The following is a 26,032-nucleotide window of genomic DNA, read 5'->3' on the forward strand; positions in this document are numbered from 1 at the left end:
AGTCTGTGCCACACACTCCTGGGTTGCTTCGTGACTACGTTGCGCACAATAACGGGATATCGTTAACATTGATTGCTTACGAACGGAATAGGTCTATAACTTCCACATTGCCATAAAATCTTCCACCTTCATGGCAGCTAATGCGTTAGTATCACTCATTGCCTTCGTTATCTTTTCCACGCGATCCGCAGGAAACTGCGTGCTTAAATTCTTTTTGAACTTAGACAATAGAACAGGAATACCCTCTTCACGACGGCGCTTATGACCAATCGGGTATTCAACTGTGATCAATTCACTTTCAGTGCCATCTTTAAACACTAATTTGATGCTGTTAGCAATTGAACGCTTCTCAGGATCATGATACTCACGTGAAAAACGCTCGTTCTCAGTCACATGCATCTTCGCACGTAACGCATCAATGCGTGGATCTGCTGCAACATCATCTTCATAATGCTCTGCGGCTAAGTCACCAAATAACAAGCCAATAGCAACCATGTATTGCAAACAATGGTCCCGATCTGCTGGATTATGAAGGGCGCCCTGCTTACTGATAATACGAATCGCAGATTCATGAGTTACTAATTCAACTCGTGCGATGTCATCAAATCGCTCTTTAACCATAGGATGTAAGGCCACCGCACACTCAACTGCTGTTTGCGCATGGAACTCTGCAGGATAAGATAATTTAAACAATACGTTTTCCATTACATAGCTGCCATAGGGACGCTGGAATTTAAATGGTTTTTTACCAAATAAAACATCATAAAAGCCCCAGGTAGGAACACTTAATGCACTGGGATAACCCATTTCACCTTGCTTGGCAATTAAGGCCAGGTGCACAGCGCGCGATGTTGCATCTCCTGCAGCCCAGGATTTACGCGAACCTGCATTGGGAGCGTGTCTGTATGTTCTTAAGCTTTGGCCATCAACAAATACCTGAGACAAGGTTCTTAACATCATGTCTCTGTCTGCACCAAATAACAACGCAGCAACCGCTGCACTAGCTACTTTTACTAAAATGACATGATCCAAACCAACGCGGTTAAAGCTGTTTTCAAGCGCCAAACACCCTTGAATTTCATGGGCTTTAATCATCGCAGTGAGAACATCCTGCATTAAAACAGGTGCTTTTTCTTGAGCACAATTTTGTCGGCACATATAGTCAGCCACAGCAAGAATAGCGCCCAAATTATCTGATGGATGCCCCCATTCTGCCGCTAACCAGGTATCATTAAAATCCAGCCAACGAATCATTGCGCCAATATTAAATGCCGCTTGCACTGGATCCAGCTCATAGGATGTTCCAGGAACGCGAGCACCTCCTGTTAAAGTAGCACCAGGAACAATGGGCCCTATTAATTTAGTACATTCAGGAAAGTTAAGCGCCAAGATGCCGCAACCTAAAGTGTCCATTAGACACAAACGCGCAGTTTCATAAGCTACAACACTATCAATTTTTTTATTTAACACATAATCAGCAATATCAATAATCACCTGATCGTAATCAGGCTTCACATTATCTTCTACATAACTGCTCATATTAACCTCTAGTATTAATTGCGGGGAATTCTCTAGGCTCAGGACCAGTGTATTTTGATGAAGGACGGATTAATTTATTATTCGCACGTTGTTCAAATACATGGGCAGCCCATCCAGTAATGCGAGACATTACGAAAATTGGCGTGAATAAGAAGGTCGGAATCCCACAGTAATGGTACGCAGAAGCACTGTAGAAATCGAGATTGGGGAATAATTTCTTCTCTTGCCACATCACTTCTTCGATACGCTCAGAAACATGATACAAATCAAGCTCTTTCTTTTCTTCACCCAGACGGAATGACCACTTTTTAATAATGTCAGAACGAGGATCACTGGTTGTATAAACTCGATGACCAAAGCCCATTACTAATTCTTTATTTGCCAACATGTTTCTCAATCCGCTTTCAGCCTCATCAGGCGTTTTAAAACGTTCGATTACGCCCATCGCTGCTTCATTCGCACCGCCATGTAAAGGCCCGCGCAGCGTACCAATAGCACTAACAATAGCTGAATAAAAATCAGACAGTGTGGCGGCAGTCACACGCGCAGCGAAAGTTGAGGCATTAAATTCATGTTCCGCATATAAAATCAAGGAAACATCCATCATGTCGACTTCAAGCTGGCTTGGCTTACGCCCATGCAATAAAGCAAGAAAGTGTCCGCCAGTGGTAGACTCTTCACTTAACCCCGATATTTCTTTATTTTTAAAATGAAAGTTATACCAATAACAAATCATGCCAGGAAATAAAGCTAAAAGGCGATCGGCGATTTGGTGTTCTTCAGAAAAATTTTCTTCTGGTTCAATATTTCCCAAGAAAGAACAGGCCGTTCTTAATACATCCATAGGATGAGCTTCTTTAGGGATCATTTTTAATACAGTTTTTAATGCTTCAGGCAAAGTACGTAAACTGACAATTTTCTTTGTATAAGCATCCAACTCATTCTGCGTTGGCAGCTTGTCATAGAGCAATAAATAAGCAACTTCCTCAAAAGTAGCATATTCTGCTAAATCATGAATGGAATAACCTCTATAATTCAAACCATTTCCCAGCCCAACTGTAGCAATAGCTGATTCCCCAGCAATAACCCCGGCTAAACCGCCACTTTTAACACTCATTGTCATCTTCCTCCATCAATTGGTCTAGTTTTTGTTCGTAAAGGTGATATCCAAGAACTCCATATAATTCTTCACGAGTTTGCATTTTGCTCAGCATAGATTGTTGAGTGCCCTGCTGGAGAATTGCTTGATAAGTAGTTAAGGCAGCTTGAGACATTGCTCTAAACGCGCTTAAGGGATATAAAATTAGGGAAACACCCACTCCAGCTAGCTCGTCACGAGTAAATAATGGGGTCTTACCAAACTCTGTAATATTAGCAAGAATTGGCACATGAACGGCGTTACTAAAGTTTTTATATTCCTCTAAAGTAGTCATCGCTTCAGGGAATATCATATCAGCACCTAATTCAACACAAAGCTGCGCGCGCTCAATTGCAGCATTCATGCCTTCAACGGCATAAGAATCTGTACGTGCCATAATCACAAAATCAGGATCTTGACGTGCATCCACCGCGGCCTTGATGCGGTCTCCCATTTCGTTCATAGAAACAATGGCTTTGTTGGGGCGATGCCCACATCGTTTAGCTAGAACCTGGTCTTCAATATGAATTGCAGCAACACCTGTTTTTTCCATTAGCTTAATAGTTCGTGCAATATTAAATGCATGCCCCCAGCCGGTATCAACATCAACAAGAAGTGGTAAAGAACAGGCTTCAGTAATACGGCGGGCATCTTCAAGAACTTCGGCTAAACCAGTCATTCCCAAATCAGGTATCCCATAAGATGCATTCGCTACGCCGGCACCAGAAAGATAAATTGCCTGTGCACCTGATGATTGTGCCAGCATTGCAGAGTAAGCATTGATTGTACCGAGCACCTGTAAAGGCTTATTATCTTGCACTGCTTGTCTGAATGCTTTCCCCGTAGAACGAACCATTAACGATCACTCCTTGATTTTTAAGGATTATCATTATGCGCTCATCGTTGAAGAAATCAAGAGAGATTAATCTCGCTTCTTGCACCGAAACTATCGACCCCGCGGTCAAGCCACGGTATTTTTTGGCGGCCTAAATGATTCGCATGTTGATAATCGCAAAGGTACTCAAGGACTCACCTAAGTGAGCCTGATGCATGGAAATAATTATATTTAAAATCAATTAAATAGGCTCTCTACAGCACTTAACTTCTTAAAAAAGGCCGAATGACCGCGGTATCCAACTTAGCCATGCACCCTCTTCGTATTTATGAATTCGCAGCAAGAGTTACAAAAATGATAACTAATGATCAGTCGAACAGATCATGCCACCAAGTTCCCACTTGCAAACTATAAGCTTTCTGCACTATATTTATGTTTTAGAATTACCCTATTTTTATCAATATATGTTTGAGGATGACCAACAAGCGATGACACACCACGTCAAGCTCTCGCGTAAACTAATCACTGCCAGAAATGACAAGCAAGCTGCTTTTCTCGATTCTATTGATCGCAATGCGATAACCTTCGCAGTAGGTCCCGCTGGGACAGGTAAAACCTATCTGGCCGTATCTAAAGCGATTCAATGCTTTGAAAAAGGTGAAGTACAACGACTTATTTTTGTAAGACCCGCGGTCGAAGCCGGTGAGAAACTTGGTTTTCTGCCAGGGGATTTAGTAGAAAAAGTACTTCCTTATTTAAGACCCATCTACGACGCATTATATGAAATGATTGGTTTTAAAGAGACACAAAAACTCATTCAAAGCGATATCATTGAAGTATTGCCCTTAGCCTTTATGCGTGGACGCACATTAAATGAATCGTTCATCATTCTGGATGAAGCTCAAAATACAACTGTAATGCAAATGAAAATGTTTTTAACACGTATGGGTTTTGGCTCTAAAACGGTGATTACCGGAGATATGACCCAGGTAGATTTGCCTCGAGGTATTGATTCGGGGCTTGCCCATGCAGTAGGATTATTCAAAAAAATTCCAGAAATTAGCATTCATACCTTCACCAGCCGTGAAGTAGTACGACATCCTCTGGTATCAAAAATTGTTGATTGCTATGATCGTGACTCAACAGGAAAAACTAAATAATTTATTATGACTTATTACATAGATATTCAAAATGCAACAGATGAACCTCTGGCAATGGATGAGGATCAAATAACGCGTTTGGCTTCACTCACATTGAGGGATTACAAAAAAGAAGCGGAACTAACCGTCCGCTTTGTTACTCCAGAAGAAATCACTCAGTTAAATCATACGTACAGAAAAAAAGATAAGCCCACAAATGTTCTGTCATTTCCCAGTGAATTACCTCCGGAAATTCCACTGGAATACCCTCTTTTAGGCGATGTAATCATTTGCCCCCATGTATTACTTACAGAATGCAAAGAGCTCAATAAAACGTTAGATGCTCACTGGAGCTTAATACTGATTCATGGAATACTGCACTTATTAGGCTATGATCATATTAAGGATGAAGATGCCGCCGTGATGCAGGCAATTGAAATTAAATTGCTCGCTGAATTAGGTTATACTAATCCTTACGATGCAGAGGGTAATCAACTTGACTAAAGAGGAAGATGGTAGTTCGTGGTTTGCGCGCTTAAAACATTTTTTACAGGGTGAACCGCAAAATCAAGAAGAGCTGGTTAGCTTATTGAGAGACGCTCAAATTCGTTCCCTTATCAATTCAGAAACATTAGGAATGATTGAGGGGGCTATTCTTTTCTCGCAAATGCGTGTTCGTGACATTATGTTGCCGAAAAACCAAATGGTTTGCTTCAAACAAAATGATGAATACAACAATATTATCAAAACAGTGACTCAAACTGGCCATTCGCGCTTTCCAGTAACCGATGAGAATGGCGATGAAGTAATTGGTATATTGCATGCTAAAGACTTGCTACGCAATCAAGCGGATAACAGCAGTTCCTTTGATTTAGTGGATATTTGTCGACATGTTACTTTTGTGCCTGAAAGCAGGCGTCTTGATAGTTTGCTTAGCGAGTTTCGCAGCAATAAAAATCATATGGCAATTGTCGTGGATGAATACGGAGAGGTTTCCGGATTTGTAACGATTGAAGACATCATTGAACAAATCATTGGGGATATTGAAGATGAATTCGATATTGACGAAGATGCCTATATTAAAGCGCATGACAATGGGCACTATATTGTTAAAGCGCATACACCAATTGACGAATTTAATGAACAGCTTAACACTAATTTTAGCAATGACACCTATGATACAATTGGTGGAATTGTGATGAATAGTTTTGGTTACTTACCTACACGGGGAGAAACCATAACCATTGGTTCTTTGGAATTTAAAATCATTAATGCAGATGCACGCCGAATTAAGCTTATAGAGTGCATTGAGAAACGCTCTTAAACCAAGGCATATCATGAATGGAAATATACTTGTAATCGATGACGATACGGAATTAACTGATTTGCTAGCCCAATACTTAGAGCCAGAAGGCTATCATGCTATTTGCGTGCACGATGGTGAAAGTGGCGTGAAAAAAGCATTAAATCAGCCTTTTGACGCCATTATTCTGGATGTGATGCTCCCGAAATTAAATGGTTTTGAAGTATTAAAATTGATTCGTGAACATCTAGAAACACCGGTGCTCATGTTAACTGCCCGAGGCGATGACATTGATCGTATTGTAGGCTTGGAAATTGGGGCAGATGACTATTTACCAAAACCATGTAACCCGCGCGAATTAGTTGCCAGGTTGCGTGCCATCTTAAGACGTACACAAAAAATACCTACGAGCAAACCCATAATTGAGCATCATAATATTGTTGTCGATTGCTCTAAACGGCACGTCACAATGGCTGGGCAGTATCTCGAATTAACCAATGCCGAATTTAATATTCTCGAAATGTTAATTAAATCCCCAGGGCAGGCATTTTCTAAAGAAGAGCTGACCGAATATGCACTGGGAAGAAAATACACGGCCTATGATCGCAGCATCGATGTGCACATTAGTAATTTAAGAAATAAATTAGGCGATAATCCAGAAGGTGAACCCATAGTAAAAACAGTAAGAGGCTTTGGGTATTTATTTAATGCGTAGTTTATATTGGAAAATTTTCGTTTCTTTCTGGTTAGCAACGGTCCTTATCATTATCACTACAGCTTGGGTTATCAGTCATGTGGCCCAAAAATCTTCTTTACCGGCTCAAGAACAGCTTTTTATGGACAGCTATGCCAATGCAGCTGTAGCTACTTTTGAGTCAGGAGAACACGCAGCACTTCTAAAATGGCTGAATAAAATTGGTATTTCTCGGCATATGACCCTGTTCCTAATTTCGAGTACAGGCGAAATTATCAGTACAGAAGCCCCTCCGGAGAATGTCAAAGTAGTTGCAGAAAATTTACTTAAAGATCAATTAAGTGAAGGGATTTTGAAGTCAGGAAAACTGATTGTCAGCCATGAAATTCTATCCACCTCCGGTAAATTCTATCGTTTGGCTGCAGTAAGTGAGAAACCTATTTCTCATTTTGTGGGCATCCCTTGGGCAGGACTCGCCCTACGTCTTATCTTGGCAACCTTCATTAGTGGTCTGATTTGCTACTTACTGTCACGCTACCTGACCCAACCTTTACGCTCACTAGGAATGGCAGCAAAATCAATTGCCAAAGGCCAACTAAATACGCGTGTTGGCCAATTAAAGGGGCACCATAAAGACGAGATCGCCGAACTAAGTGATGAATTTGATCGTATGGCTGAAAAAATTGAAGCATTAGTGAACTCAAAAGAACGCTTATTACAGGATATTTCTCATGAATTACGCTCACCTCTAGCGCGTTTGCAAATTGCAATTGAATTAGGGCGAAATAAAACCCATCAACTAGCTGAAACTGAATTTAAACGTATGGAGCTGGAATGCTTGCGCTTAAATGCGCTAATTACTGAAGTGTTAGATTTTGCCCGACTGGATAAATCGACTACCGAATTGCATCCCTCTCTAGTAGATATACCCGCCCTCCTGCAAAGTATTGTTCAAGATGCAAATTATGAATGTAACCACGAAATAGCTCGCGTGCATACCGAACAACTAGATCCTTGCCAATTATTGGTTGATCACCGCTTAATTCATCGCGCCATCGAGAATATCGTACGTAATGCCTTACGTTACTCTCCAGACACAGAGCAAATTCGCGTCTCATTACGCTATGATGCAAACAAAGAACATGTATCTATTGAAATTAGTGATAAAGGTCCGGGGGTTCCAGAGGAACAACTCGAAAAAATATTTAATCCCTTCTATCGTGTCGATACCGCTCGCGAGAAGAAAACAGGGGGATATGGTTTAGGCTTAGCCATCGCGCTCCGCGCCGTCCAGTTACACCAAGGGAGTATTGCTGCTGAAAATAATCCAGATGGTGGTTTATTAGTACGGATAAAACTTAAAACACAAGAAGCTAAAAGTGATAGCTCAACATCGTAGCCTCATTACCCATAAGCCAGCTCACCTTGGTACATAAAATTCTCAACGCCGGATAAATGTTAACCAGGGAGAGCTAGGCTACCCAGCGTCTATAAACACTAGATTTTCTTGTCCAATTAAGATACAATATGCAAGACATAAAGCAATCGGAATACTTCTATATGCCGAATAATAAATATTTAGAAAAATCGAGTGGCCCTCTTTTCTTTACCGGCTTTATAGCATCCAAGCTTCAGTACGTGCCCTTTGCTGCGGCTGCGGCGGCCTTCCGATTTCTTTCATTAGGCCTCTATCTTGTTGCCTACAGCTTCTGGTTTGCTGCAAGCTATAACCAGCCCGAACATGAGCGAGCTGATAAAGAATGGTATGGCTTTGCACAAATCAAAGAACAATTCCTTTATTCATCATTAACTGGATTTATCGCAACCGCCGTTAGTGTTGCCGCTATTTTTGTGCCCGCCTTATTCCCACCAGCAGCCTGGCTTTTTGTACTTGGCAATACCTTTTGGACTATTGGTGAATATCATAAACTAAATAATCCACCTAAAGATCAAGATTTTTCTTATTCACAACAAGAAGCCTATACATCCTACGCTTTATCTACGTCAATTATCAGTGTAATCAGCGCTATTTCAGCTACAATAATGTTTGTATTTCCCCCGATCACTATGCCGCTTTCTATCTTCACTATTCTTGTTTGTGCAGGTTTTGGCGTTTTAGCTTGTGAACATTTATTAGACTATAATTTTGGTGATCATCCCACAACCTTTACCTCATCAGCTGATGCAATGGAAAAAGGGCTAGGTGCAAGTGTATCACCTCAAAAGGATCATACGAATACTCATGCACCTGTGCATACAGTCCAAATCTTCCAAGAGCCTCCTAGAGTGGTGCCAGAGAATAACGCTCCTCTAGTCGTCGATATCAATGATAAGCGTTCGAATAATCTAGCCATACAATAACTTCTACTCTATAATCTAGCCTTTTCAATTTTGTTCAGGCAAGAGATAAAATGGACCCAGTAATCGCGAAAATGATTTCCCAGGCACATGCTGTGCTTGCGCACTCCTATGCGCCCTACTCTAAATTTACTGTTGCATGCTGTATCCGTACTGAAAATGATAACTTTTACACAGGGACCAATGTTGAAAATGGTTCCTATGGGTTAACTGTCTGTGCTGAAACATCCGCTATATCAGCGATGGTTACAGCCGGTGAGCAGCGTATTAAAAGTATGGTCGTACTTGCGGGGACAAATACATTATGTTCTCCTTGCGGCGCATGCCGACAAAGAATTCATGAGTTTTCAACTCCGGATACGATGATACATCTCTGTACTAAAGATTCAGTCATTCGTAGTATCTCCGATAAAGAACTTTTGCCCTTGGCTTTTGATTTTAACCCCTAATAGGATAATTTGTATGATGAACACTGCAGAAAAGCAGAGCTATCCCCATTTAGCAGCGGATTATATTAAAAATTTGCACCCATCGTTTACACCAACCGTTGCTGTTGTTTTAGGCTCTGGTTTAGGTCAATTTGCTGATGAATTACAAGACTCAGTTCGAATTAGCTTTGACGATCTGCCTGGTTTTCCTAAAATCACCGTGCATGGTCATGGAGGAAATTTAATCCTTGGTTATTGGAATGGTGTTGGTGTTGTCTGCTTGCAAGGACGAGCTCATACCTATGAAGGTTTAGAAAATTACGAAACAGTAAAAACCTATGTTCGTACTTTAAAATTATTAGGATGTACCTATTTTATTGCAACGAACGCTTCCGGCTCCTTAAGAGAAGATGTAGGACCTGGTGAGTTAATGCTGATTCACGATCACATCAACTTACAACCCCACAATCCTTTAATTGGACCCAATGATGATGAATTTGGCCCTCGATTCTACCCGCTCGACAATGCTTATGATAAAACCATGCGCCAGGACTTACTTGCAATTGCACAAAAACAATCAATTAAACTAGCTCAGGGTGTTTATATTTCAGTATTAGGGCCACACTATGAAACAGCTGCTGAAATTAAAGCCTTTAAAATTTGGGGGGCTGATGCAGTAGGAATGTCTACAGTGCCTGAAGTATTGGTAGCGAATCATTGTGGCATGCAAGTAGCGGTTATTGCGACCATTACGAATTATGCTACAGGCTTAACTCAGACAGCCCATAATCATGATACCGTGGTTGAAATGGCTGCTAATGCGGCAAAACAGCTGAATAAGTTGATTAAAGAATATATTGCAGGACTTAAGTGATTTTGGAATCATCATTAAATGAGGTTATCGAGCTATTACTTAGCGTTCAGGGTCATCCTGCAATTAGCGCTGAGCAATTAATTCACTCACTTGATCTCACCTTGTTAGATGAGGAGGCTTCAGCTGCCTCCTTATCTCAATTAAAGCACAATGCCTACGAAAGCCAGGTTGCAGCTGTATGTGTTTACAGCAAACATCTGCCACTATTCGAGCATCTTGGTGTCATTGAGTTAGCCACCGTGGTTAATTTTCCCCAAGGCAACCAGCAGCTTAACCAGGTTTTAGAATCAATTCATGTTGCAATAGAATTAAATGCGACAGAAATAGACTATGTACTTCCCTATAGGTTGTATTTGAACGGTGGAAAAGATGAGGCATTAGCTCAATGCCAAGCAGTTATTGATTTATGCAAGCAAAAGAATCGCACCTTAAAAATAATCTTGGAAACAGGCACATTTTCTGAGCTTCAGGATATTGATGAAGTAAGTAAGCAATTAATTAAAATAGGATGTAATTTTCTAAAAACATCCACAGGGAAAATTCCCCAAGGTGCTTCTTTACCCGCAGTATTTACCATCTTAACAGCAATAAAAGATTCAAAAGCACCATGTGGTATTAAAATATCGGGCGGCGTTAAAACACCAACCCAAGCAATCAATTATGCGAAATTAGCAGAGTTAGTATTAGCAAAGCCCATTGATAAAAGTTGGTTTCGTATTGGTGCAAGTAGCTTATTAGCGGAATTAAAAGATACGCTAACAAAAACATAGATTGGAACTATAGACTAGCTATTTCCTAGCTTTTATAGCAATAAACAGCTAAATTCGCTAGAATGCCCAAGCAATCAATGAGCATTTATTGGAGTTTATTTACCATGAAAAACAAGTCCGTATTTAAATTCATTTTTGTGGCCCTTTTAGGACTGTCCTTAAGCAGTTGTAAAACCACTCCTCCTGGAGAATATGATGCCAATGAAGTAGGCAAAATTAAAAAAGTTATTCCAGGTACCGTTATTTCCAAGCGTACCGTTAATTTGCACCGCAATAGCAGCGCAAAAAATACTTCAAGCGGAGACTTTGGCGATAATGGATACAACCAAACACGTGGGGTTGAGTACGTTATTAAATTAAAGTCTGGCGGGATTATTTCGGTGGTTCAATCTGAAGATCTCAAGTTAAAAAATAAGCAAAAGATTTTGGTAATTTATGGCAAACACACTCGTGTAGTTGCTGATAATGGTAGTGAAACGTTTTAATATCAAAAACACGTCATCCTGAGGGGCTTCACGCTCTGTTCAGGATGACGGAGCTTGTAACTTCGGTTAGATTATTTCACTTAGTTGCAATGCAGCATATTAGAAATGCATGTGATGAGGATGTGAAACTTGCTCTAACGTTGCTGTTAAAATAGAGTTTTCATATTTTGACTTAAGTAATTCAGCGATTAAAGTAGATTGATTTCCCGCAATCCCCGCATTCTTTATTGTCGTAGTAACAAAAAGCATAAAGCGATTAAATAAAATATCTAATTGCTCTGGCTTCCCAATCATATAAGTTTCAATTTCCCGAATATTATCTTTAATTGCGTGAACGAAGATATCCTGAGCATTGATAACTAAAAATGGGGCAGAACCTGAGAAATTCTTATTATCTTTAATCATCCGTGTATTTTGATTATAAATCGCCTCCATTCTGCTTTTCGCTACTTTATGTTGAGGGTCTAATTTTAAAACCATGCAATACAATGAATAAGCAGTTATAGGGAGATTTTTAAAAGGTAAGTCTCTACTTTTATAATAAAAATCAGCTACAACTGATAACAAATTCGCTAAGAATGCCGGGCTATTATAGTGTTCAGCAATATGATACATAGCTTTTTTAAACGCTTTAGGCCCTTTAGGTTCTACTGATAACGCTGTAGGGTTAACCTGAGGTGCAAAAAAAGTATGCCTCACGGTGAACAACGTAGTGGTGTGAAGAACCGGCCTAACAGAGGTATGTGGTTCAACATGGGGAGCTAATTCACTGCTGGCCTCACTTGGGCTATCAATATCAAGCATAGGTTCAGAGTCAACTACATCAGCGGTTCTAAGAGAAACAGCACCATCTACTTCAATATCATTGGCTTTTCTATGCTTTACATGGCTTTCAATTGTAATGTCAAGAGGTGCTGTAGACGTAGCAGTATCATCTTCCTCATCCTCGATAACGTTTTTACGCTTTTTTTTCTTTCTAACATTCATAGGAGCTAGCACTTCATCAGCAAGCTCTCGTGGTAAGCGAGTCATTAATTGACGCAGATCAAGAAACAACTCGCACTCTTCCTCCATCATGATATCCGTCATAATCACCTTGCACTGTCTAGCAAGCTCATGAGCACACTGGTCATTATTCTCAACAGCAACTAAAAGTTCATATCCGAGAAGTTCCAGTTTTTCCTCAGGTTCTAAGTCTAAATCATGCAATGAATTATTTTTGATATAGTCAGTAATGCGGAAAAGAATTCGTTTGTTTTTGTCGCAGTAAAAAGCGCGCTCGAGGAGGTTTAGATACCCTAAGTGTAGTTCCGTCTCAATATCCAAACCGGCTTTATTCTGATTATCTACCGCACGAGATAACCAGGTTAAGGCACTTAGAAATTGTTTTTCGGTGGGTTTTTTTTTAATATCCTTATCAAGCCAATCGATCAATCGGTCACTGATCGCCTCTGCAGCCAGGGCCACAGCAGAATAAACCGTGTCCATTCGCTCTGATGTTGTCTGAGAGCCTGTATATCGCTGAATACTATCACTAGTGTAAACAACTTCGAGCTCTTGGAGGGTGCTACTAATATCTTTCCATGCCTCCATTATCTCAGAATAATTTAATTTTCCTTTAAGCGATGCTCTAAGCAAGTCTGTGGAGCAAACAACGACGTCACTAAGCACATAAGCTAATGCATCGTTATAGCGCCCATTGGGAGTAAAATTTCGTTGAGCTGCAATTTGATGCAAATGCCCAAGGCCCTTTTTATAATATTTTAAGGCTTCTGCAAAGTCATGTTCATTATATTTAATATCGCCATTGACCTGCTCATTACTACCAAAATAATACGCCATGATGAATAAATACTCAAAAAAAGAAAGCATCCTACCATATGGACTACTTCTGATCAATTAAGTATTTAACATAAAGTACTGACTTAGATATAACTGTAGCATTACAAGACAGTTGCCACCGCAAGCCACATGAGCGCACCATAATAAACACTAATGATAAATGCTCTAAAACATTGCGCTCTTTCACGTTTACTAATTAATTTCTGCTGATACAGCAAAACCATGCCTGCGGCCAACCAAAGTCCATAAAAAACGATGCTGTCCACAGTGTTACTCAATGCCCAATAAAGCCATAGACCATGTAAAACGCTTTGCAATAAGCCAATAATAAACCGATCATAACTGGCAAAATAAATTGCGGTAGATTTTACACCGATACGCAAATCATCTTCTTTATCAGTCATGGCGTACATGGTGTCATAAGCCACAATCCAGGCAAAGTTTAATAGAAATAATAAAGTACAGTCCGTATTTACTGGTACATTAGAAGCCACATAAGCCATGGGAATTCCCATAGAGAAGGCCAGGCCTAAAATGAACTGAGGGGCACTTAAAAATCGTTTACAAAAGGGATAAAGAATAGAAATAAATAAGGCTATCACACCTAAATACCAACAATCCCTAGGCAAACTGAGTAAGATGAATAGTGCTGCGAGCAATAAAATAAATAATACGCCCAGTGCCTCTTTTAGGCTAATTTCCCCTGAGGTTAGCGGCCGTAATCGGGTACGGGCAACATGTTTATCAATATTTCGATCCGCAATATCATTAACCACACAACCTGCGGCACGCATTAATAATGTGCCACTTAAAAATAAAACAAATAATTTAAACGAGGGGATCCCTTTATTTGCCAGCCACAAGGCCCAAGCAGTAGGAAACCAAAGTAATAAAATTCCTACCGGCTTATCAAAACGCATAAGACGCCAATACGCAGTCCACTTCATGGAGTAATTTCTCCTAACTCAGGAAACATAATTTCTACTAAATAAAACGATTCTTTTTCCATAAATGAAAATTCGGCAATGCGAACCCACAACACATCTCGAATCGTGGGGATGTATTTTTTTACCCAATAAAACTCAACACATTGATCATCTACAGGATAATTAATGGAATTAACTCGCTTTACCTGCTCCATATTAAAAATCAGATTCTTAACGGATTCTTTGCGCAGACGACCAAAGAATTCGGTATCTAAATCATAACAACGCTGAGGGATAATCGTCCGTGCATACCAATAAGGAATATCATGACTTTTCATGAGAATTTCACGTTGAAAAACAGAATGATCACGCACATCAAGCAGACTTTTAGACCAAAAGTCGGTTCTAACCCAGTGTTGAGATAAAAGCTCAATCTGAGCATCCCCGTGCATATCACGTAATTTATCGGTTAATGATTGTTTATAATTAACCCACTCTAAAAACTTTCTAGAGCATTCGGCTTTTAGTGAAAAAATAAGGCGCGTATTAATTGGCATGAATTTTAGATCAGCGATAAAATGACTCGCCCACATCTTACAAAATTAATGATTTAGCGACAAGTTATTGATTTCTCTTATTTCGTCTCAAGTCGACAATCAATCTTTTTTACCTAAGGCTTTTTTAGGTAAAATACTTCTCATAAAAGAGCTGCCCGTGTAAAATATGGTCAATATTATACCCTCAAAACAAGCAATGATGTTCATTATTAATCCCCAAACCCTTTCTCCAGAACATGCCAAAAAACTTAGCGCATTCTTCAATGAACAAGTAAAAAAAGGCATTCATGCTTGGTCAAATCAAAGGATTTATTCTTTTACAGAAGACAGTTATTTTACATTTTCATCTAACGTAATTATGCGTCAGCCTAAACAAGGAAAAACGGGACTTCGTTATGAGTTTATAAGTGCCAGGCTGCTGGGTACTGGAAGTTATGGGAGCGTTTATGAAATAGAAGGTACACTCCGATTCGATGAAACCTCTTTTCGCTTTAAAGGACATGATGACAACGGAAAATCCCGGGCAATCAAAATCCAACGGCATAATGATCTCCTTTCTGCACAAAAGGCCTGGAAAGAGTACTGTTTATCCCAAAGGGCCCCGTACCTCGCACTGAAAAAGCCCACTTATGAAAAAAAGTCGGATGGTTTGGTAAGTTACCTGGTAATGCGTCAATTTAAAGGGAGAGGATTAGATGCAATTATTCAAGATGACTTATTTGGAAAAAACGTTTTAACTTTAGAACAACGTATGGAGTTAACTAAAGGCTTATTAAACGCGCTCAAGGAGCAAGTTACTGATAAAAGTCTCATCCATAGGGATCTAAAGCCCGAAAATATTTTGGTTGATATGAGGACCCAACCAATAACAGTGAACATTATTGATTTCGGACTCAGTACATACGCAGAGGCACCTGATGAAAAATATCCAGGCACTCCTCTTTATAAAGCACCAGAAATTTGGGACAGGCAATCACAAAGCTGCAAGTCAGATGTATTTTCTATGGCACGAATTATTGCCGAGTTATGGCGCGATACCACCCTTTCAACGCTTATCACTCTGGGAAGTCATGAACGTGCCTGCACTAATGCACATCATGTCAGTCTATCTACTTTATTTACTGGTATCGATGGCTTAGATGATACGACTAAATCGATCATTGAAACGACTCTTGCAGGTATGCTTCAAGTGAACAGTATATTCCGTTTCTCCATTGATAAAGCAATAGAGCATTTTGCAAACTCTCAAGTGATGGATGTTGCGGAAAATAATACCATTCTTACTAGATATCATCCTCAAACTATGCTCCGAATAGAGGCTATTTTAACTCAGACAAACCTATTAAGAGCGCATCATGTTGATTTAATAAAGAGAGATTCGGTGGATGCAGCAGAAAAGCTCCGCCAATTAGCTGCGACTCTTGAACATAAGATGCATCAATTAAAATTTATGTCTCTCACCAATTATAATCTACACGTAGAGCAATATATTGCTGATTGCCAAAGCTTCATCAATGCCAGCAAAGAAGATTTTGCCCATCATCGAAATATTAACTATATTTTAGCGAATATTGCTTTGGCTATTGCCGGACTGGGGGTTGTGTATTTGGCCGCATGTGCTGTCAATCTGGCGGTTAGCAGAGGTACTAACTTTTTCTTTTTTAATGAAACCAAAACCAGTTCTTTGGTTAGAACTGTAGAAGAGAATCTGGTTGAAATGGGGAAATTAAATGCAACGGGAGCAATCCCTCTAACACTAAGGATGGCTGTTTAGATTAGCCCCTTATTCTTCCCAAGCGATTTAAAATAATCTCTGTGGGCTCATCGTTATCCCTACTTGTCAGGATAAAACGACCGTTACACATTGCATTAGCTGGATTATTAGAAAAAATAATTCTGTTTCCTGAGCGAGCACCAATCCAGGACAGCTGCCAACGAGGATGCTGCCATTGCCATTGGTAAAGAGTTTCTATTTTATTCGTCTTTTTATTTTTAATACTCAGCCGCAACCCACTAGCCCAATTTAAGGAATCATTTAAAGAAGTAAGAACAACGGGGCTATTTAAGATAAGGGCCTGCGTTTTCGCATAAGCTATTGAGTTCTTTAGTTCATCAATGAGTGTTTGTCGCTCGTTTTTATGTAAAAAAGAAGAATACGATGCTACTGCAACCAAAGATAAACTAAGCAACAACATCAGAGTGAGTAGTAATTCTAATAGTGTAAATCCCTTTAATTTCATAAGGCAAAAACTTAAGACACTAACAGTTTAATTTCATTAAGAACCTTAAACACCGTTCTTTTTTGGCTGGGATTATTGAGTATATAATCCAGATCAAAGGTATTAAAAACAGGAGTTGGCTCCTTGGCAAACAATTGGTCTTGGCCTCGGCCAAAGACTAATGTTGCAAGAAGGCTTAAATTTGTACCTCGGGACTGCAGTTGACCTTTTTGAGCAGAAATAACAGTAAACTCATCATCCTGTAAATTCAGATAGCCTATCATCTGTTGTAACAAGTATTGCGCTTTGGTACTCAGAGCTGATGAAACAAATACGGCCAATTTTACCGCATTAGATTTTTTTTGAGGTAGCTCTTGCAGCACCTCTCTCTTAATCCAAGGCCTAATTCCTATTTGATTTAGATAGTAAAGGGTCAGATCACTGTACATAAGTTAGGCTCGGACAAAAAATTCAGTATAGCGTGAAATAAATGTTCCGTCAGTACATTCATAGGGTAAAAGCAGCTAAATGATGCATCTCATCAGAATCCTCACAATATTCACCATTAACGACATTTTGTAAAGGCTCTTCTCCCCTACTTAAAGAAATCAGCAATTTAGTCGCCACAGGATCCGAATAATTATTCAATACATGTAATACACGTAGGCTTTGAGTAAATGATAAATCCCAATGCGCATAAAATTCATTTTTATAAATAGAATGATTATTCTTAAATACGTTGACTATTTCTTTAAAGGCATCATAAACCTCTTGCCTCGGATTTTCGTGCAATTCTTTAAGCAAATTAATCACTATATGCAGCATCACGTTAATTGGCTGTTTTAGCCTTCGCAAATAGTCCAAACTAGCAAAAGGAGTCTGTAGTGCTAAAGCATGTCTTGCTTCTTCAAAAAGTCGTTTATCCGCATTATCTTTTAATAAATCGGAAGTTAACATTAAGAAGACCGGGTACAACGCAAGTAAGACTTTATGATTTTCATTATGAATCAGAGAGAGTGGCTCTTGCAGTATTGCATTACCAAAGAAGGTTAAAGGATTCTCATCAGTGAGGCTGTTATTTTGAGCTGAGGCCTTGGGTTTTTCATTAAAATATAATGCTCTTAATTCCTGAATTTGGCTTAGTACCCCTGCTTTGTTTGGTAGGTTTGCTTCTACGGCAATACAACTAATCCGATCAAACCACTGTAGCTCTCCTCGGTAGCAACAATAAGATAATAAATCACCTAAACAAGTAAATTTAGAATACATGTACTCATCATTTTCATATCCTTCCTCCTCATTACAGACATAACGCAGCTTTAAATATCCCATCGTTGCATCATATCCAGCCTGAATCATTTTATTCCGGTTTTCCTCGTCAACCGTAAAGGAGGTGGTTGAAACATTATCCACATTAATCACAATGGATTGGGATGCATATTTTCGTAATTTTAAACGGTCTTGCTCCCAGCCACTGGCGGGGTCATCCACACCGGTAAGTAGGCGATAGCCCCAATTCATGAAGAAATGTTCCTTATAAACCCGCTCCATCATGCGATCAATTGCAGTTCGTTCCGTACCATTATCAAATTGGACCGCTAAGACCTTTAAATTGTTACCGTATTCAGACTCCAATAAAGTCGCATGATCGTCAAAGAATGCTTCTGTTGGAAAGTTAGTTAAAATTCCTCCATCATTATGCTCGTCCCCATCTAATACCGTGGAACGAAAAACAATGGGAAAACTGGCAGAAATTTTCACAGCTTCGCTCACTTCAAAATCTGGCGAGCGCTGCAATGAAAAATAACGTGTTTTTCCTAGCCTTTTATTGGTTGCTGTAACCACAAGCTCTTGTCCCAACCCACAATCAGGTAAACGCACTCTTATCGCTTCAAGCGTCGCAAAGGTAATTTTTCCTTGTGGATAGGGAATACCGTATTGAGTAACAACTTGGTTTAACTTATAGGTAATTGCATAGTCAAGAGCGGTCTTTAACGAGCGGGGGTCGGACATGCCATTTATATCAATATCAAAATGAACTAAATGCTCTTGTTTAAAGTTTTTGAAGAACTCAGTAATTTCATTCGCGCTATAGCCTAAATAACAGAGTAAGGCCATAATCGCGCCAGCGGAGCTCCCTGCAAACTTACGAGGATGAATTTGGGCCTCATTGAGTGCCTGCCAAAAACCTACATGCCCATAAATTTTTGCCCCACCACCGCAGTAAACAATATTATCAATGTCTGGTCTTTTCTCTCTAACCAGAATTTCCTGGGTTTTGCTGTAGTAGTCAATTTGTACCGTCTCGTCTTGATATAAGGAAACTAAATGATTTTCCTTCACCACATTACTTTTTGTTTGGTTGGTCTCGTAAGAGCCAGGAATTATCCAATTCCACAAGCGCACATACCAGGGCTGATGGGCCAAATAACGTTGGGTGCTTCGATAATCATACATCTGTGCCAAACGCTCTTGTAGATTCGAAACATACACAGAATGAGGATGTGGACTTTTGCAAATAGATTCAAATTCCAGTTCTTGAATCTTCTTATGAATTAATTGATCCACAAGATCTTCCGTAATAAATACTCTTTTCGTATTACCTAAAGGTTCATTTTGTGAGTCATTTGGGTCGTGGTATTTGGTGTCGGTACCAGGAGCCAAAAATTGATCAAAACCAATTAAAATGCCCTGTTTGCCATGACACATTTCCACACCAGTTAATTGGTAGTTTAAGGAAATATTTAAATCGGTAATTTTCCAGTATTCTGAGTATCGTTTATGGATCCAACTTTTAACAATGCCCCACCAGTTCAGAAAAGCTTCTGCGGTAAACCCACGATACTCGTTTACTGTAGCACCTCTAAAATGGGCTCGTGTTTTATCTTTCTGATGCGGCCCCAAAAGCCATTGCGTAAATTGCTTTCTTTTTTCTTCGCCTAAACGAGTAAAATCGAACATCATGTTTTCATTATCAAAAAGATAGTTTGCTAATGAAATTTTATTATCAGGAGGCAATCCATTAACTTGTAAACGACCCAATTGAGCGGTGATAATAATTTTTTTTAATAAGTCTAGATTTTTGGGATATTTGGTATCCGATTCGAGTAGTTGACTTAGTACGTGTTGTGGTGTCATCGCTTAGCTCCCGAGTATGAAAGTCCTTTCCATAAACATCTGGATATTTTTTTTGCTTTGACTCCTGATAGTGAATTATTTGTAGGAAGTTTTACTCCTAGTCCCCATCCTGGAAACTACTTACTGTCTCGCCTACATCATATAAAACTGGCCTAAGCCCCTGTATAAAATATACTTAACATGATTTGATGTAATGCGTCAAACTTATTAATTCGTAGATCTGCTTAATTTTTCTGACTTATTTACTATGGCACAAAGCGCTGTGCATGCAACAGATATCAAAAGATATGTTTGCTTTCATATTTAATTTAATCAATTAATAATTCATATTTTAGCGTACAAGGTGTATGTTGGATCCACAATATACAAGTTATGATAGGGTTAAGGTAGGATTCTTATTCGTGCTTTAACTATTTAATATGGGACAAGATAGCAGCAACTACCTTTTCAGGCTCATCAGCTTGAGTAATTGGACGACCAACAACCAAATAATCACTACCCGCTGCTCTTGCTTCCGCAGGAGTCATGATCCGTATTTGATCATTTTTAGCATCGGTTGCTAATCGGATACCCGGAGTTACCGTAATGAAGTCTGCTCCGCAAGCGTTTTTAATTTCGCCGACCTCATGCGCAGAACTGACTACCCCCTCTAAACCAGATTCCTTAGCTAAATGCGCTAAATTCTTAACATGGTCCATCACAGGAATAGTAACGCCAATAGAAGCCAAGTCCTCCTGGCTAAAACTGGTTAGCACCGTTACGGCAATTAAGATTGGTCTGTTTACCCCGTAAGACTCTAGAGCCTGTCTTGCAGAGTGCATCATGTTCATTCCTCCAGAGGCATGGACATTCATCATCCAAACCCCTAAATCCGCACCTGCCTTACAGGCATTAGCTACAGTATTGGGAATATCATGAAATTTTAAATCTAAAAAAACCTTAAATTTTCGATCAACTAATTGTCGCACAAACTGAGTTCCAAAAAGCGTAAACAACTCACTGCCGACTTTTAAGGAGCACTCTTTAGGATCCAATTTATCAACTAAATTAAGAGCATCCTGCTCACGATTAAAATCCAGTGCAACAATTAGTGGGGATGACATTAGGCCATAACCTCTTCTTCTTGAGGCATTAATGCTGTTTTAACAGCTTCCAGCACTCGAACTTGCTCAGCTTCTTGCAAGTAAGGATGCATAGGTAAGCTAATCACACGGTGACTGGCTTTCTCTGCATGAGGAAAATCACCTTCAGAATAACCTAAATAAGCCATTGCTGCTTGCAAATGTAATGGTGAGGGGTAGTGTACTGCTGTTGGAATCCCTGCAGCCTGCATCGATTCTTGGAACGCATCACGATTATCCACTTCAATCGTATATTGAGCGTAAACACTCGTGTTATGGCTATGGATAAACGGTGTTCTGGCCAATGAAGAAAGCATATTATCGTAGCGCTTAGCTACTTTTTGACGCATGATAATTTCATCGGGAAATAATTTCATTTTTTCAAGCAATACAGCCGCTTGAATGGTATCCATACGTCCATTGATACCAATACGGCTATGGCAATAGCGTGCATTTTGCCCATGAATTCTCACTTCGATTAATTTCTGCGCTAATTGGTCATCATTCGTAAAGCAAGCACCAGAATCACCATATCCGCCCAATGGCTTTGATGGGAAAAAGCTGGTGCAACCAATTGTAGATAGAGCACAGGAGCGCTTGCCTTTATAGGTAGCACCAAAGCTTTGGGCCGCATCTTCAATTACTGCAATGCCATATTTATCAGCAATCACATTAATCGCATCATGGTCAGCACACTGGCCATATAAGCCAACAGGCATAATGGCTTTAGTTTTGCTTGTAATCGCCGCTTCGAGTTTATTAGGATCAAGGTTGTATGTTAAAGGATCGATATCAACAAACACAGGTTTCGCATGGCAAAGGCTGATTACTTCAGACGTCGCAAAAAAGCTAAAGGGACTTGTAATAACTTCATCCCCAGGTTGAATTTCTAATGCCATTAAAGCCATTAATAAAGCATCCGTTCCACTTGAATTCACAATGGCATGTTTAACACCTACAAAATTCGCTAATTGCTCTTCCAATTGAGCGATTTCAGGTCCCATGATGTATTGACCATGGTTTAATACATTGCGTATGCCATTTAAAACTTCGTTCTCAATTAAAGAATATTGTGTTTTCAAATCGATAAATTGCATCTTAATCTCTTCATATAGTGTATAAACGTTAATCGTATCGCCTTGATAGGTTTATCCATTACGTTATCAAAACGTTACCACTAATACCCTTCTAAGCCATGCACAGGCTTCATTCTTCCCCAGTTTTTGCAACTCGGGCAATGCCAATGCAGATGTTTACCACCAAAACCACAATGGCCACATCGATACACTGGTTTGTTATCTAAAAACTTGCTTGTAATATCATAAAGCATTTGTAATTTGTCGCGCACTTTTCCATGAGCCGATTCAAGGTGCCAATTAATCAAATGGTTTAAACCTCTTATAGATGGATGTTTGCTCAAATTATCCGCCACAAAATCAATAGCGGCATCCATGTTCTTGTGTTGCCTTAAATAGTCCGCAATTACAAAAATTACTGAAGCCCTTGGATGATGTTCCAAGGTGTCTTCAAGATAATTAATGCAATCACCCATAGAATCTAACTCCATGTGGCATCGAACTAATGGCTCAATAATCTCTGTTAAAAAGTCTGCATCTTGCTGCGGAACGCGCTTTAAAGAACGAATCGCATGTTTATAACGCCCTTCTTTCATTTCCAAACCCGCATGCATCAGGCTTGCACGCACTGAATCTGAATCAACATTCATTGCTTGTTTAATGCAATAGGCGGCACGATCAATGGCATTAGCCTTCAATGCTTGATTCGCCATTTCACAATAATAATGCGCTGCCTGCGTATGAAAACTGGTACCCGTAGAGATTTCCAATTTTTTAATAATATCTAAGGCCTTTTCCCAGGCTTTTTCTTGTTGATATATTGCCAATAAACCATGCAAACTACGCGTTTCTTTTGAGCCGCCTAATTCAACAACTTCTAAAAAAATCCGTTCGGCACGATCAAAGAGCCCCGCGCTCATATAATCTTGTCCCAATGCCATTAGTGACTCTTTTCTTTGCTGAATACTAAGTTGCGGTCTGGCAATTAAATTTTGATGAATACGAATGGCTCGGTCAACTTCACCACGACGTCTAAATAAGCTTCCTAGCGCCAAATGGGTTTCCACTGTATCGCTATCGACTTCTAATAATTTGATAAAAATATCTACAGCTTTATCGGATTGCTCATTTAATAAATAATTCAAACCAACTACATATTCACGCGACAAGCGATTATAAAGATTGGGATCAGGTTTCGATTTATTGCGGTTTGCTACCCACCAGCCTGACCACGCAGCAGCAGGCAATAGTAATGGCCACAAATCAATCATTTAATATCCCCTCTCGCTTTTTTATTTAGTTCCATCATAATAAAATTAATGTTGATCTTGTAAAGGTATTGAACGCAGGTTCTTAATTTCCTTTTCTGTCAACTTTAACTGGTTTCTTATTCTAAGGCATTCAGCCTTTAAACGCCAATAGCGTCCGATAAAGAGAATAAACCCTATCAAAATCCCGATTCCTAACATAATAGTTATTAGAACCGATATAGGCATAGATACTGTATTAAAATAAAAATTAACATCCACAGAAGCAGCATTTAATGCCGCAAAACTAACGCCAATAATAATAAGCAGTATATAAATAACCAGCATTACTATGCGCATAATTGTTCCTTTTTTGTTGGTTGAGCGGCCAGGCTCAACAATCAATTTCTGCAATAAGTACAACTTAACTTATTCGCACCTTAGTTGGAATAAATACTCAACTACGGTGCTGGACTTTATTTGTATGTAAGCGTTTACGTAATCGAGTTTCGTTATCATAATTTAACGCGATTACGTAAACACTTACATTAATTCTTCCGGAAAAATAAAAAGCGTAGATAGAATCTACGCTTTTTAACTTACTGATTAAGAAGGAATTACTCGCCTTCTTTGCTTGCCATTTTCTCTTTAAGTAAATCACCTAAAGTAGTTGTAGAAGCACCTTCTGTTCTAGAATACTTCTTAATAGCATCAGCTTCATCTTGAGCATCTTTCGCTTTCACAGAAAGAGAAATTGAACGGTTTTTGCGGTCAACGTTGATGATTTTCGCTTCGATTTCATCACCTTCTTTGACAACAGTTGTTGCATCGTCAACACGCTCATCAGACAATTCGCTAGCACGGATGGTACCAGTAATGTCATCAGACAGAGCAACAGTAACAGTTTTTGCATCTACTGCAGTCACTGTACCTTTAACAATCGCACCTTTAGTGTACTCGTCAACAAAACTTGTGAAGTTATCACCTTCTAATTGTTTCAAGCCTAAAGAAATACGCTCACGCTCTGGGTCAATTGCAAGAATAACAGCTTCTAATTCTTGACCTTTCTTAAACTGCTTCACAGCTTCTTCGCCAGCTACAGTCCAAGAAATATCAGATAAATGAACTAGACCATCAATCTCGCCATCTAAGCCGATGAAAATACCAAAATCAGTAATTGAACGAATCTTACCAGTTACTTTTTGGCCTTTAGAGTGTGTAGAAGCAAATTGCTGCCATGGATTGCCAACGCATTGTTTCATACCTAAAGAAATACGACGACGTTCTTCATCAATTTCAAGAACCATTACATCAACGACATCACCCATAGATACAACTTTGCTTGGGTGAACGTTTTTGTTAGTCCAATCCATCTCAGACATGTGAACTAAGCCTTCAACGCCCTCTTCGATTTCAACGAAGCAACCGTAATCAGTAATGTTAGTAACTTTACCTTGTAATTTCTTGTGTAAAGGATAACGCTCAACCAGGTCAACCCAAGGATCGTTTCCTAATTGTTTCATACCTAAAGAAACACGGTTTCTTTCGCTGTCAAAACTTAATACTTTAACTTTAACGTCTTGACCAACTGACAATAATTCACTTGGATGCTTCACACGCTTCCAAGAAATATCAGTGATATGGAGTAAGCCATCTATGCCGCCCAAGTCAATGAATGCACCGTAGTCAGTAAGGTTCTTAACGATACCATGAAGCTCTTGGCCATCATGTAATGATTCAAGCAAGGCTTGTCTGTCAGCACTGCTTTCCTCTTCAACAACCGCACGTCGAGAAACAACGATATTGTTGCGCTTTAAGTCCATCTTGATTACTTTGAACTCTAGCTCTTTGCCTTCTAAGTAAGAAGGATCTCTTACAGGTCTGACGTCTACTAATGAGCCAGGTAAGAATGCGCGGATTGTACCAATCTCAACAGTGAAACCACCTTTAACTTTACCAGAGATAAGACCAGTAACAGTTTCGTTGTTTTCATGTGATTTAGATAGTTTGCGCCATGCTTCTTGACGTTTTGCTTTTTCTCTTGAAAGGAGCGTCTCGCCGTAGCCATCTTCAACTGAATCCAATGCTACTTCGACAGTATCGCCTAGGCTAACTTCCAGTGCTCCGTCTTTGTCGTAAAACTCTTCTACGGCAACAATACCTTCGGACTTAAGTCCAGCATTTAAAATGACATAATCATCATCAATACCGATAACTTTAGCAGTGATAATGGCACCAGGATAAAATTGAGCACCAGCAATACTTTGCTCAAACAATTCTTTGAAACTTTCAGACATGTTAATAAACTCTTTAGTAAAAAAATGAAAGCATGAGTCCCACTCA

General features: G+C 39.5%; 25 protein-coding genes. 11 read left to right on the forward strand and 14 right to left on the reverse strand.

Going from position 1 to position 26,032, the window contains the following annotated elements; all coding sequences use genetic code 11:
• Positions 1-93: 93 nt before the first annotated feature.
• The 3 genes from ACD661_RS04145 to prpB are packed head-to-tail and all read right to left on the reverse strand — an operon-like array spanning position 94 to position 3,533.
• Positions 94-1,539, reverse strand: a complete 1,446-nt coding sequence (locus tag ACD661_RS04145) for a bifunctional 2-methylcitrate dehydratase/aconitate hydratase (protein ID WP_400186532.1) — start codon at positions 1,537-1,539, stop codon at positions 94-96.
• Between the two features lies 1 nt (position 1,540).
• The gene (gene prpC, locus ACD661_RS04150) at positions 1,541-2,656 is read right to left on the reverse strand and encodes a bifunctional 2-methylcitrate synthase/citrate synthase (protein WP_400186534.1); all 1,116 of its coding nucleotides are present in this window, start codon (positions 2,654-2,656) and stop codon (positions 1,541-1,543) included.
• Positions 2,646-3,533, reverse strand: a complete 888-nt coding sequence (prpB, locus tag ACD661_RS04155) for a methylisocitrate lyase (protein WP_400186536.1) — start codon at positions 3,531-3,533, stop codon at positions 2,646-2,648. The genes prpC and prpB overlap by 11 nt, the downstream gene beginning before the upstream one ends.
• 443 nt (positions 3,534-3,976) lie before the next feature.
• On the opposite strand from prpB, the gene ACD661_RS04160 reads away from it, so the two are divergent.
• The 10 genes from ACD661_RS04160 to ACD661_RS04205 all read left to right on the forward strand — a co-directional run bounded on the left by ACD661_RS04160 (position 3,977) and on the right by ACD661_RS04205 (position 11,563).
• Positions 3,977-4,672, forward strand: a complete 696-nt coding sequence (locus tag ACD661_RS04160; RefSeq protein WP_347571962.1) for a PhoH family protein — start codon at positions 3,977-3,979, stop codon at positions 4,670-4,672.
• Positions 4,673-4,678: 6 nt separating this feature from the next.
• Positions 4,679-5,155, forward strand: coding sequence for an rRNA maturation RNase YbeY (ybeY, locus tag ACD661_RS04165; RefSeq protein ID WP_400186538.1), 477 nt, complete (start codon positions 4,679-4,681; stop codon positions 5,153-5,155).
• On the forward strand, positions 5,148-5,975 hold the full coding sequence (locus tag ACD661_RS04170) for an HlyC/CorC family transporter (protein WP_400186539.1): 828 nt from the start codon (positions 5,148-5,150) through the stop codon (positions 5,973-5,975). Before ybeY ends, ACD661_RS04170 begins: the two co-directional genes overlap by 8 nt.
• A gap of 13 nt (positions 5,976-5,988) precedes the next feature.
• Positions 5,989-6,669, forward strand: coding sequence for a two-component system response regulator CpxR (gene cpxR / locus ACD661_RS04175; RefSeq protein ID WP_400186541.1), 681 nt, complete (start codon positions 5,989-5,991; stop codon positions 6,667-6,669).
• On the forward strand, positions 6,662-8,047 hold the full coding sequence (cpxA, locus tag ACD661_RS04180) for a two-component system sensor histidine kinase CpxA (protein ID WP_400186542.1): 1,386 nt from the start codon (positions 6,662-6,664) through the stop codon (positions 8,045-8,047). Before cpxR ends, cpxA begins: the two co-directional genes overlap by 8 nt.
• 128 nt (positions 8,048-8,175) lie before the next feature.
• A complete protein-coding gene (locus tag ACD661_RS04185) occupies positions 8,176-9,009 on the forward strand; it encodes a hypothetical protein (RefSeq protein WP_400186544.1) in 834 nt (277 codons plus the stop codon).
• A 50-nt stretch (positions 9,010-9,059) separates the two neighbouring features.
• Positions 9,060-9,455, forward strand: a complete 396-nt coding sequence (gene cdd, locus ACD661_RS04190; RefSeq protein WP_400186545.1) for a cytidine deaminase — start codon at positions 9,060-9,062, stop codon at positions 9,453-9,455.
• Between the two features lie 13 nt (positions 9,456-9,468).
• On the forward strand, positions 9,469-10,308 hold the full coding sequence (locus tag ACD661_RS04195) for a purine-nucleoside phosphorylase (RefSeq protein ID WP_400186547.1): 840 nt from the start codon (positions 9,469-9,471) through the stop codon (positions 10,306-10,308).
• Positions 10,305-11,078, forward strand: coding sequence for a deoxyribose-phosphate aldolase (gene deoC / locus ACD661_RS04200; RefSeq protein ID WP_400186549.1), 774 nt, complete (start codon positions 10,305-10,307; stop codon positions 11,076-11,078). Before ACD661_RS04195 ends, deoC begins: the two co-directional genes overlap by 4 nt.
• A 104-nt stretch (positions 11,079-11,182) precedes the next feature.
• Positions 11,183-11,563, forward strand: coding sequence for a hypothetical protein (locus ACD661_RS04205; RefSeq protein ID WP_400186551.1), 381 nt, complete (start codon positions 11,183-11,185; stop codon positions 11,561-11,563).
• Positions 11,564-11,662: 99 nt separating this feature from the next.
• On the opposite strand, the gene ACD661_RS04210 is transcribed toward ACD661_RS04205, so the two are convergent.
• From ACD661_RS04210 to ACD661_RS04220, 3 genes are all read right to left on the reverse strand, one after another.
• A complete protein-coding gene (locus ACD661_RS04210; RefSeq protein WP_400186553.1) occupies positions 11,663-13,405 on the reverse strand; it encodes a hypothetical protein in 1,743 nt (580 codons plus the stop codon).
• Positions 13,406-13,506: 101 nt separating this feature from the next.
• Positions 13,507-14,352, reverse strand: coding sequence for a 4-hydroxybenzoate octaprenyltransferase (gene ubiA, locus ACD661_RS04215; protein ID WP_400186555.1), 846 nt, complete (start codon positions 14,350-14,352; stop codon positions 13,507-13,509).
• Complete coding sequence (locus ACD661_RS04220) at positions 14,349-14,888, reverse strand: chorismate--pyruvate lyase family protein (protein WP_400186556.1); 540 nt, start codon at positions 14,886-14,888, stop codon at positions 14,349-14,351. The genes ubiA and ACD661_RS04220 overlap by 4 nt, the downstream gene beginning before the upstream one ends.
• 166 nt (positions 14,889-15,054) lie before the next feature.
• Between ACD661_RS04220 and ACD661_RS04225 the strand changes: the two genes are divergently transcribed.
• On the forward strand, positions 15,055-16,662 hold the full coding sequence (locus ACD661_RS04225) for a protein kinase domain-containing protein (protein ID WP_400186557.1): 1,608 nt from the start codon (positions 15,055-15,057) through the stop codon (positions 16,660-16,662).
• 1 nt (position 16,663) lies between these two features.
• Here the strand turns inward: ACD661_RS04225 and ACD661_RS04230 are convergent, their stop codons facing one another.
• The 8 genes from ACD661_RS04230 to rpsA all read right to left on the reverse strand — a co-directional run bounded on the left by ACD661_RS04230 (position 16,664) and on the right by rpsA (position 25,986).
• Complete coding sequence (locus tag ACD661_RS04230; protein WP_400186559.1) at positions 16,664-17,128, reverse strand: GspH/FimT family protein; 465 nt, start codon at positions 17,126-17,128, stop codon at positions 16,664-16,666.
• Between the two features lie 11 nt (positions 17,129-17,139).
• Complete coding sequence (locus tag ACD661_RS04235; protein ID WP_400186560.1) at positions 17,140-17,556, reverse strand: DNA polymerase III subunit psi; 417 nt, start codon at positions 17,554-17,556, stop codon at positions 17,140-17,142.
• Between the two features lie 58 nt (positions 17,557-17,614).
• On the reverse strand, positions 17,615-20,245 hold the full coding sequence (vpdC, locus tag ACD661_RS04240; protein ID WP_400186561.1) for a Dot/Icm T4SS effector VpdC: 2,631 nt from the start codon (positions 20,243-20,245) through the stop codon (positions 17,615-17,617).
• Positions 20,246-20,655: 410 nt separating this feature from the next.
• Positions 20,656-21,348: an orotidine-5'-phosphate decarboxylase gene (pyrF, locus tag ACD661_RS04245; RefSeq protein WP_400186563.1), complete on the reverse strand. Its 693-nt coding sequence runs from the start codon at positions 21,346-21,348 to the stop codon at positions 20,656-20,658.
• A complete protein-coding gene (locus ACD661_RS04250) occupies positions 21,348-22,463 on the reverse strand; it encodes a DegT/DnrJ/EryC1/StrS family aminotransferase (RefSeq protein WP_400186565.1) in 1,116 nt (371 codons plus the stop codon). The genes pyrF and ACD661_RS04250 overlap by 1 nt, the downstream gene beginning before the upstream one ends.
• An 80-nt stretch (positions 22,464-22,543) precedes the next feature.
• Positions 22,544-23,713 (reverse strand): lipopolysaccharide assembly protein LapB, encoded by a 1,170-nt coding sequence (lapB, locus tag ACD661_RS04255; RefSeq protein WP_400186566.1) that lies wholly within the window; start codon positions 23,711-23,713, stop codon positions 22,544-22,546.
• A gap of 45 nt (positions 23,714-23,758) precedes the next feature.
• Complete coding sequence (locus tag ACD661_RS04260; protein WP_058535274.1) at positions 23,759-24,049, reverse strand: lipopolysaccharide assembly protein LapA domain-containing protein; 291 nt, start codon at positions 24,047-24,049, stop codon at positions 23,759-23,761.
• Between the two features lie 257 nt (positions 24,050-24,306).
• Positions 24,307-25,986: a 30S ribosomal protein S1 gene (gene rpsA / locus ACD661_RS04265; RefSeq protein ID WP_400186567.1), complete on the reverse strand. Its 1,680-nt coding sequence runs from the start codon at positions 25,984-25,986 to the stop codon at positions 24,307-24,309.
• Positions 25,987-26,032: the final 46 nt, after the last annotated feature.

It is taken from the genome of Legionella lytica (assembly GCF_044626755.1).
Lineage (GTDB): Bacteria > Pseudomonadota > Gammaproteobacteria > Legionellales > Legionellaceae > Legionella > Legionella lytica_A.